General features: G+C 62.9%; 9 protein-coding genes. 7 read left to right on the top strand and 2 right to left on the bottom strand.

The features are described from left to right. Together JHD73_RS24285 and JHD73_RS24280 are read right to left on the bottom strand one after the other, a co-directional pair. Positions 1–898 (bottom strand): ShlB/FhaC/HecB family hemolysin secretion/activation protein (locus JHD73_RS24285; protein ID WP_199032737.1); only part of this gene is annotated, 898 nt, incomplete at its 3' end. Between the two features lie 296 nt (positions 899–1,194). Continuing rightward, positions 1,195–2,679, bottom strand: coding sequence for a collagen-like triple helix repeat-containing protein (locus JHD73_RS24280; protein ID WP_199032736.1), 1,485 nt, complete (start codon positions 2,677–2,679; stop codon positions 1,195–1,197). 497 nt (positions 2,680–3,176) lie between these two features. Between JHD73_RS24280 and JHD73_RS24275 the strand changes: the two genes are divergently transcribed. The 7 genes from JHD73_RS24275 to JHD73_RS24245 all read left to right on the top strand — a co-directional run. Next, on the top strand, positions 3,177–4,361 hold the full coding sequence (locus JHD73_RS24275; RefSeq protein ID WP_199032735.1) for a collagen-like triple helix repeat-containing protein: 1,185 nt from the start codon (positions 3,177–3,179) through the stop codon (positions 4,359–4,361). A gap of 573 nt (positions 4,362–4,934) precedes the next feature. After that, a complete protein-coding gene (locus tag JHD73_RS24270; protein WP_199032734.1) occupies positions 4,935–5,114 on the top strand; it encodes a Flp family type IVb pilin in 180 nt (59 codons plus the stop codon). 9 nt (positions 5,115–5,123) lie between these two features. Further along, a complete protein-coding gene (locus tag JHD73_RS24265; RefSeq protein ID WP_199032733.1) occupies positions 5,124–5,675 on the top strand; it encodes a prepilin peptidase in 552 nt (183 codons plus the stop codon). A gap of 63 nt (positions 5,676–5,738) precedes the next feature. Then, positions 5,739–6,242, top strand: coding sequence for a TadE/TadG family type IV pilus assembly protein (locus JHD73_RS24260; protein ID WP_199032732.1), 504 nt, complete (start codon positions 5,739–5,741; stop codon positions 6,240–6,242). A 52-nt stretch (positions 6,243–6,294) separates the two neighbouring features. Further along, on the top strand, positions 6,295–7,221 hold the full coding sequence (gene cpaB / locus JHD73_RS24255) for a Flp pilus assembly protein CpaB (protein WP_199032731.1): 927 nt from the start codon (positions 6,295–6,297) through the stop codon (positions 7,219–7,221). Further along, entirely contained in the window at positions 7,214–8,581 is a 1,368-nt protein-coding gene (locus JHD73_RS24250) for a type II and III secretion system protein family protein (protein ID WP_199032730.1), read from the top strand. Before cpaB ends, JHD73_RS24250 begins: the two co-directional genes overlap by 8 nt. 9 nt (positions 8,582–8,590) lie before the next feature. Beyond that, positions 8,591–9,511, top strand: a 921-nt coding sequence (locus tag JHD73_RS24245) for a pilus assembly protein (protein ID WP_199032729.1), incomplete at its 3' end; no start/stop codon positions are given.

Here is a 9,511-nt window from a genome sequence, read left to right as displayed (position 1 = left end):
GCTCAAGCGGCAGGTTCTCGGGCATGCCGCGATAGTGCGACCACGTGAGCTTGGCCAGCAACCCGTCGGTGCCGATCGGCTGCGCCCAGGTGGCGGAGTAGAACGTTTCGTGATCCGGTCCGCGCGGTTGCAGCGTCGACACCGTGATCTGTTCGCCCAGCGGTGTCACGCTGTTGAGCGTGCCCGTGATGACGGCGCGCACACCGGGTGAGCGGTATTCAACGCCGGTGCCAATGGTGTATGGCTGGCGCTTGACGTTGAGCACCAGCTCGCTCGCACCATCGGTGGTGGTGGGCGGTTGCACGGTCGCGGTGATTTGCACGCCGGGCTGCAAAGCCAGCACGCCGGTCACGCGCTCGAAGGTTTCGCGGCGCAGCGGCTTCTCATCCATCATGCGTTGCGATATCTCGCGCAACCGACCCTCCAGCGGCCCGGGCGTACCTTCAATGCGCATGCGTGCGACGTAGCCCTCCACCACGGTGATGCGGACCACGCCGCCTTCGAAGGTTTGCGCCGGTACGAACGCGAAGGAGAGCGGAAAGCCGCGGTCGGCATACAGCTTGGTGACATCGTTGGCCGCCTGCAGCAGCTGTGCGACGGTGACGTCGTGCCCGGCCAGCGGCGCGAAGTGCGCAGCGATCTCGGGAAACGGCAGCGTCTTGACGCCTTCGATCTGGAACTTGGTGGGCGTGAGGTGCGTGGCGAGCAGATTTTCCAGCGCCGGATTCGGTCGCTGGACTTGCACCTGGATCTTCTGCTCGGGCGGGCGGGAGGTATCGACCTTGGGCAGCGTGTCGATCGGGTTGCCTTGCGTGGGGCTGCTCTGTGCCCAGCTCAGTGCCGGGCTGGTCAATGCAACGCCTGTGGCCAGTGCTAACCGCATCGTGGTGCTCCGCACGCGTGTCTCCTCCGTGGTGTTTGTTCTGCAGTGAAGCGATCTGCCGGTCCGGGCCGGTCGACGCCGCGCATGGTTGCGCACTGCATGGAACGATAACCGCGAGACATGGTGCTTTACAACAAAACACATAGAAGCAACGTTCACGCGACGCAACGCCCATGGTTGATACCAATGGTGTGTTACCCCGTGGCCGTTGGCCCTGCAATCATGCCGCTTGGCGCAGCATCATCGCGTTTGAAACGCAACAGCAGACCGGCTGGTCAGGCCGATCCGCCGCGCGTTGTATAGCACGTTGATCAGTGACGCGTGCCACCCAGTACGCCGCCCACCGTGCCCAGCAAGCCGCCCACTGCACCGGTTACCGGTGCCAGTGGCGTTGCAGCGCCGGCCGAAGTCAGGCCGCTGCCCACCGTGCTGACAACCGTGCCCACCGGCGCTGTAATCGAGCTGACCGGGTTGCTGCCGCCTGCAGCACCGCCCAGGCCGCCGAGCACACCGGTAATCGGGGCGAGCGGGTTGGAGCCGCCGGTTGCTCCACCCGTCAGGCCACCCAGCGCACCGGTGATGGGCGCCAGCGGATTGCTGCCACCAGCGCCGCCCAAGCCGCCGAGTGCACCGGTAATCGGGGCGAGCGGGTTGGAACCACCGGTTGCGCCGCCCGTCAGGCCACCCAACACACCGGTGATGGGTGCCAGCGGATTGCTACCACCAGCACCGCCCAAGCCGCCGAGTGCGCCGGTAATCGGGGCAAGCGGGTTGGAGCCGCCCGTAGCACCGCCCAGGCCGCCGAGCAGGCCGGTAATCGGAGCCAGCGGGTTGCCGCCCGGTGACGTCGTCGGCGAATACACCGCGCCGCCCAGTGCGCCGACCGTATTGCCGACCGCCGTCACCACACCGCCCAGGTTGCCGACGACCGGTGCATGGGTTGCAGTGATGGCGCTACCGCCGTTGGCGACCGCACCGCCCAACTGGCCAAGGAGCGTGTTGATCGGCGAACCCAGACCGGTGGTTGCCCCCAGCGTCTGCGTTGCGCTGGTGAGCTGCGAGGTGATCGGCACGATGGCCGTGCTGAGTTGCTGCGTGAGCTGCTGCACCGGGCCTGTCGACAGCGCCGTGCCAAGCGTGCTGCCACCGTTGGCAACGGCTTGGCCGACTTGTGTGACCACGCCGGCCAGCGGCGTCGTGACAGGGGCCAGCGGCGCCAGCGGGCCAGTACCCAGATTGTTCACCAGCGTACCGGCGCTGGTGACTGTGTTGCCCGCGCCAGTGACTACGTTACCGAGGCTCGACACCGTGGTGCCAACCGGATCCGGATTTCGGCCAATGCTACCGAGGCCATTCTGAACACCGGCGCCCAATGTCGAAACCGTTGTGCCGAGGTTTTGCACCACGCCACCCAGGCCGCTCTGCACGCCACTGAGTTGCGCGGGCAGCGGGGCGTTCTTGATATCCGAGCCGATGCCCGTGACCGCCGAGCCGGTGGCCGACACAACATTGCCCGTGTTGTTGAGGATCGCGCCGGTCGGCGTCAGGGGGGCGGGTGCAGGCGTCGGGGACGGTGAAGGAGACGGCGAAGGAGAGGGAGACGGCGAAGGGGACGGCGAGGGCGAAGGTGCTGGGGACGGCGTCGGTGTCGAGCCGCCCGAGTTGTTGTTGGACCCGCCGCTTCCGTTCGAGCCGCCCAACGCACCGCCCATATCGCCTGAACCGGAGCTTGCGCAACCGCCCAAGACCAACAGGCTTGCCATCGTGGCTGCCAGGCACTTGATGTTCTTATTCATGATCGTTCTCCCGTTTTAGAAAAGTCCGCTTTGTGTCAGCTGGAAAAGAGTCCCAATGTCGATTTGGGTGGCGGAACTCTGCAAACGGTGTGCCATGTCTTGATTATTACGCTATGCGCAACTGATTATCGAAATCTGATGTGATTTGCCTCTAATAAATGGAGGAATTGTGAAAGTTAACTGAAATATGGGATTTACCCTGCCCCGCGAGTGAGGGGCGGAAACGTTTGCCGTGGGGGTTATGTTCAGGGTGAGTATGTTCCGTGTCACGTTACAACGTAACGCTGGGAACACGGACTTTCTCACCGTAACGCCTCTTCACCACATTCGGGTAATACCGGGTGCGTTGCCTGCAAAGCGTGTTGTGACGCCACTTTCTTGAAATCGAGGCTTTTCTCTAATGTGGCTGGCATGGCAATTGCAGAATCTGGCCCGCAGTGCGCAGTACCGAGCTCAGACACAACAGGTAAGACAAATTCTTGAGAAGGGGACGGGACATGAAACAGATCCAAAAAACCATTCGCACCATCCACGTCATGCCGCTGGCGTGCGCTGTTGCTGCGCTTACGCTGGCAGCCTGCTCTTCAGGCGGTGGCGGTTCCGGCAGCTCGCCCAACCCCAGCCCGAACGATCTGACGGGTGTGACGCCGGTCGGCAAGGTCGCTAACGGCACCGGTAACACAGTTGTGGCGACGGGCCAGGCCGTCAGCAGCCTGGGCACGACCCTGCAGAACGCCAATATTCCGGGCCTTTCCGACCAAGCCAAGGCTGGCCTGGGCGGTACGGTCAGCAATGCCGGCAAGGCCGTCAGCGACCTGGGTCTGGGCGTACAAACCGGTCTGGGCAAGATGGGCCAGAACCCGAATCCGATCGGCACGACGGTGGCCAGCACTGGCAACGTTGTGACGGACCTCGGCCAAACCACGGTCAGCGCCGGTACGCTCGTGCAGGGTCTGGGTCAAGGCGCTGGCGCACCGCTCGCGCCGATTACGCAGCCGGTCGGTGGCGGTGTGCAGCAGGTTGGTCAGGCGCTGATTGGCGGCGGCACGCTGCTGGGTAGCGCGCTGTCTTCCGGCGCGGTGCAGCAGATCACACAGCAGGCCAGCTCGGCCATTGTGCCGGTCACCACGCAGGTGACCAATGCGACGCAAATGCTGGGTGATGCGACTGGCCTGGGCGGCGGTCTGAATACCGTGCTGGGTGCGGTTGGCGGTGGTGTGGCCGGTGCAGGCAACACCATCACAGGGACTGGCGTGCCTGTGGTTTCAACCTTGGGCCCGGTGGTCTCCTCCGTTGGGACTACGGTGGCGGCCTTGGGTGGTGTAGGCACTGCCGGCGGCTCGTCTGGCAGCAATCCGCTGGGCGGTTTGCTGGGCGGGTTGGGGGGCGCCTCGGGCGGTAGCAATCCGCTGGCACCGATCACTGGTCTGTTGGGCGGCGCGGCGGGCGGCTCAAACCCCTTGGCCCCCGTTACTGGCCTGTTGAGCGGCGCTGCTGGTGGTAGCAATCCGCTGGCACCCGTCACCGGCTTGCTGGGCGGTGCCGCAGGAGGCTCCAACCCGCTGGCGCCTGTCACGGGCTTGCTGGGCGGCGTGACCAGCGCAGCCGGCGGCGCCTCGGGCAGCAATCCACTGGCGCCTGTTACGAACTTGCTGGGCGGCGTAAGCAGCCTGGCGCACTGAGCAGTACCTGTCTGTGCTCTTGAAGGTGCGCGGGCGTGTTCCCGTCGCTCGCGCATCCTTTTTTTGCCTTGACAGAGAATGGGGAGCGTTCATGTCGCCCCGGGTTAATGGAGAACCTGCTTAAATAATGGGTCTAGTCTGCCGGTCATTAAGGGATTTCCATTAGTTTTCAGGGGGTTGCGGCGTCTTTAATAGAATTTAATAGAGTCCTTACTCTAATTGCTGGTAAGTACCTAAGTTGAGTTATTTTGTTTGCGGCGCCGCACGCCTATAAAACCGTTACGGAGCGTTACGTGACATACGTGACATTCTGGAAGTGGGGTAACGGGTTTTGGGCGCGCGGTGGTCATTGGATGCTTTTTCGGGACCAAGATCATCTGATGACGTTTCATCTTTGTTTTATTGGTAAAACGAAATCTGAGCGGTGAGAATATTTTGTTTCGAATGTGTCATCGCTATAAATCCAAAAGCGTTTTATCCGTTATTACCCAATATGAACTGGTCGCGGCCGGAGCACCGCAGGCTGGTCAAGATCAACAGCATCCGTGGGCGAGTGCAAACAGGAGAGCAATCATGAAAAACGCCGTTCTGAAGTTCCTTCGCGACGAACAAGGTGCCACGGCCGTCGAGTACGGCATGATCGCGGGCCTGATCGCTGCAGCGATCACGGTTATCGTCGGCAAGTTGGGTTCCCAACTCAACACGGTCTTCACCAGCATCTGCAAGGCCGTCAATAACGGAACCGCGTGCTAGAGCTTCGCCTTGTATAGCCGTATTGATGTTGCTGGCTGGGCAAGTGTCGTAGTTCTCGCTGTTCTTGCAATCACGTTGGATTTCCGCTCGCGGCGCGTGCCGAACTGGCTCGTCGCTGCAGGTGTGGTGCTGTCCATCGTGCTCATCAAGCTTGGTGGGGTACAGGCGCTTGCCTATGACTGGCAGGACTTCTGGCTTGGTGGCGCCATCGCATTTTCCTGCTTTTTACCGCTTTACGTGCTGGGATGGATGGGGGCGGGTGACGTCAAATTCTTCACAGTGACCGGCATGCTGGCTGGCTGGCATGGTTTGATTGCGGTGTGGCTGGTTTCGAGCCTGATCGCCGGGCTGCACGGGCTGGCGATCATGGCGCTACGCCAACTTGATGCGTCGTCACCTTCTGCCTGGGCGGTGATGCGCATGTGGCCCGCGCTGGCCCGCATGGATACCACAGAGGCTGGAAGCAGAGGCATTCCATATGCGGCCTATATGGCCATTGGCTTGTTGAGCTTGCCTTGGGTGCCCACAGTGATGCGGGTGCCATGGCTGCCGGGCATGTAGTCAGAACTGTTGAAGCGTTGAAGAAGAGCCGCGAAGCGGCCAGCATATAAAAAGGAGTCGGCCATGCCGACATTGCGACGGGAACGGGAGGGTGCACGCATGCACCCAGGTACGCGTAGGTTTGCAGCGCTTCGGTTTGGCCGACGTGGCAGCGGCGGTGTGGCGGCCCTCGAATTCGCCGTAGTCGTACCGGTGCTGCTGGTACTGATGCTCAGCATCGTGTACTACGGTGTCATCCTCGCTATGCAGCAGATGCTGACCTTGGCAGCCGAAGAGGGCGCGCGCGCTGCGCTGCGCTATCAGCCCTCCAATACTCAACGCGTCGCGGCTGCTTATGCCGCGGTTGCATCGGTTCTTCCCACCTCTTTCAGCAATCGGGTTCAGACCAACCAGAGCAGTACACCATTGGTGAACTGCCAGAACGTTGCCGGCATGCAATGCCTGAGCGTGGTGCTGACCTTGCCGGTGACTTCCGGCAACAACCCGCTGTTGCCTTCGATACCGCTGCTGCCTGCACCCGCGACACTGACGGGCTCGGCTGTTGTGCAACTGGTTCCCGGCTCTTAACCCGTTGTTGTTCGCCGACGTTCTTGATCGACCGCCCCGACAGACTGCCTAGATGACCAGCAAACACCTCCAGATCTTCGCCGCCGCGCTGCTGCTGCTTGCCGCCATTCTTGGTGCCGTGGCGTGGAAGAGCGCGCATCGCCCGCCAGCGCCTGTGGTTGCGCAGAAAGACGGCAAAACGGTCTACCCGGTTGTCGTCACTGTCAAACCATTGGAGGCCGGTAAGCCCATTACGGCCGATCAACTGGGCATCGAACAATTGCCGATCAATCCGGCGGAGGCGTTCTCCGATGTGTCCAAAGTGGTGGGGCGCGAGCCCATTCTTCCTGTGGGTGTGGGTGTGCCGCTGATTGCCTCCCAGCTTGCTTCCGGATTGGCGCAGCAGGTAGAGGCTGGGCAACGCGCGGTCGCCATCACCGTTGATGAGGTGATTGGCGTCGGCAACCGCGTGATGCCGGGTGACTACGTGGACGTGTTTCTTGTCGTGCGAAAGGATGGTCAGGAAATCGAAGACAGCCAAGCGCGTTTGCTGTTGCCGCATCTACGTGTGCTGGCATTCGGCCCCCTGGCGGTCAATGAGGGGCCGCAGAAGCAGCCGGACGGCAACGCGGTCACGCGAAAGGTCGACCTGGCTAGGACAGCCGTGCTGGCGGTGCCGGTGGAAGCCGTCAGTCAACTTGCGATGGCCCATCAGAGCGGCCGCTTGCTGCTTGCCTTGCGCAATCCAGGGGACGACGCCGAACCCACAGTGAAACCACAGGACGCCGCATTGCTGGCCGCCGCCAACCGCAACCCGATGGACGTGGCGCAGGCAGGTGTCTCGATGTCCAGCCTGACCGGTTCATCACGCCGCCCTGTCCTGATGCAGCCAACGCCGTTGCCTGCGATTGCAGCGGCGCGCACGACGGTGCGCAGCAGCACCGCCAGCACTGGCGTCGAGATCATCCGCGCAGGTAAACGTGAGGAGCAACATGACTGATGCCGCCGTGGTTCGCGGTTGGATGGGCGCACTCGCGTGGGGGTGTGCTGCCTTTGTATCGACGGCATTTGCCGAAACGGCGCCGGCTGGGCAGACGCTGCATCTGCTGACCGGAAGCCAACGTGAGATTCGCCTGGGCAAGCCGCTCGAGCGCATTGCGATCGGCAACCCGGAGATTGCCGACGCACTGCTGCTCAAGGGGCGTGGCGCGGCCAACAGCCTGCTGATCATCGCCAAGAAGCCGGGTGCGGCCAGCGTCATGGTCTGGACGCAAGGTGGTGCTGCTACGACCTACAACGTGCAGGTTGATGCTGCCGAGTCTGAGCCGGGTGACCCCAATGTGACCGTGCAGGGCGATTCAGCCGTGGTGTCTGGTCAGGCCAAGGATGTGTATGCCTTGGCGCGTGCTCGCCGCTCGGCTACTGCGGCTGGTGGAGGTGAGAAGCCAAAGAACGGCAACGTGATCGACAACACCTCATTGAACGTGCCGGGTACCGTGCAGGTCGACGTGCGTGTGGTGGAGTTCAGCAAGACAGTGCTGAAGGAGTCGGGCCTGAACTTCACACGCACAAGGGGTGGATTCTCCTTTGGGGCGTTCTCGCCATCTTCGCTTACGCAGGCCACGTTTAGCCCGTCGACGGGGCTGAGCGCGCAATCGACCATGCCGTTGAGTTCCGCATTCAACCTGCTGGTTGGGTCGGTCAGCAAGGGCCTCTTCGCCAATCTGAGCCTGATCGAATCGAACGGCATGGCACGCGTGCTGGCCGAGCCTAGCCTGGTGGCGCTCTCGGGCCAGAGTGCCAACTTCCTGGCTGGCGGCGAGATTCCGATTCCTGTGCCGCAGGCGCTGGGTACGACGACCATTGAGTACAAGCCATTCGGTATCGGACTGACAGTGTCGCCCACCATCCTGTCGGAAAACCGCATCGCCCTGAAGGTGGCGCCCGAAGCGAGCGACCTCGATTTCAGCCGCGGCATCACGCTCAATGGCGCGACCGTCCCGGCCATCGTCACTCGGCGTGCTGATACAACGGTGGAATTGGGCGATGGCGAGAGCTTTGTCATCGGCGGGCTGGTCAGCCGCTCCACGCTTTCCAATGTCGACAAGGTGCCATTCCTGGGCGATGTGCCGATCATCGGGACGTTCTTCAAGCGCCTGAACTACAACCAGGAAGAGCGTGAGCTGGTGATTATCGTGACGCCGCACCTGGTCAAGCCGATGGCACGCAACGCGCCCATCGAGAAGATGCTTCCGGGCCAAAGCGGGGGGCAGGATCGTGACACTGCGGGCGAGGCAGTCTGGCGCCCGTTTGCACTGGGGGTGGCAGATCCGGCCACCATGCCCGGCTTCTCGCAGTAAGGGGCCGGCATGGACTACTTCCTTCTGCACGGTGGCGCACGTGGTGGCGTGCAGGGCGACGCGCAGGCGGCCGGCGTGCACCGCTGGCTGGCCGCAGCGATTCGCGAACTGGGCGTGCTGGTGGCAGAGACCACCGGTCACGACGCGTTTCTCGAGCAGATTGGCTCGGTGAATCCCGAAGTGGTGTTCGTGCGCTTTGCGTCGTCTCCCACGCTGATCGACGTGCCAGACCAGGATCAGAAGCTGGGCGAGGGCGCCGACGACATTGGCGAGGCAACGCAACTGGTCGGTCAGCTCACGCGCTTGTTCCCGGGGCTGCCGCTGGTGGCTGTCGGCTCGGCAACCGACGGCCGCGCCATGCTGGCCGCATTGCGCGCTGGCGTAAAGGATTTCGTTGACGTGGAAGGGGCTCCTGCCGAGGCCGTGCGCGTGGTGCGCCGCCTGCTGGCCGAGCGCGCTTCCACTGAGCCGACACGTCGTGGCCGTGTGCTTGCGGTGCTCGGCGCGCGCCCCGGCGTGGGTGCTACAACGCTTGCCACCAATCTGGCCACGCTGGTGCGTCGCACGTCGGCCAGCGACGTGATGCTGCTGGACCTCGGCCAGCCGCTGCGTGACGGTGCGCTGTATCTGAACGTGCAGGCGAACTTCCATTTTGTGGAAGCCGTGCGCAACTTGCGCCGTTTTGACCAGGTGTTTGTGCAGACGGCCCTGTCGCGCCATCCGAATGGGCTGGCGGTACTGCCGCTGCCGATCTCGCTGGCAGAGATGCGCGACATCTCATTCTCCGAGGCACTCGGACTGCTGAACCGCCTGCGTACGTTCTTCGACCTGCAGGTGGTCGACCTGGGCGGTTTCGGCAACATCGACTTCATCGCCCAACTGGTCAAAGCCGCCGACGACGTGATGCTGGTGACCGAGCAGAGCGTGGGC

The organism is Ralstonia sp. ASV6, assembly GCF_016429285.1.
GTDB classification, from domain to species: domain Bacteria; phylum Pseudomonadota; class Gammaproteobacteria; order Burkholderiales; family Burkholderiaceae; genus Ralstonia; species Ralstonia flaminis.
Note: the sequence above shows the minus strand (reverse complement) of the source record. Positions and strands in the feature narration are given on the sequence as shown.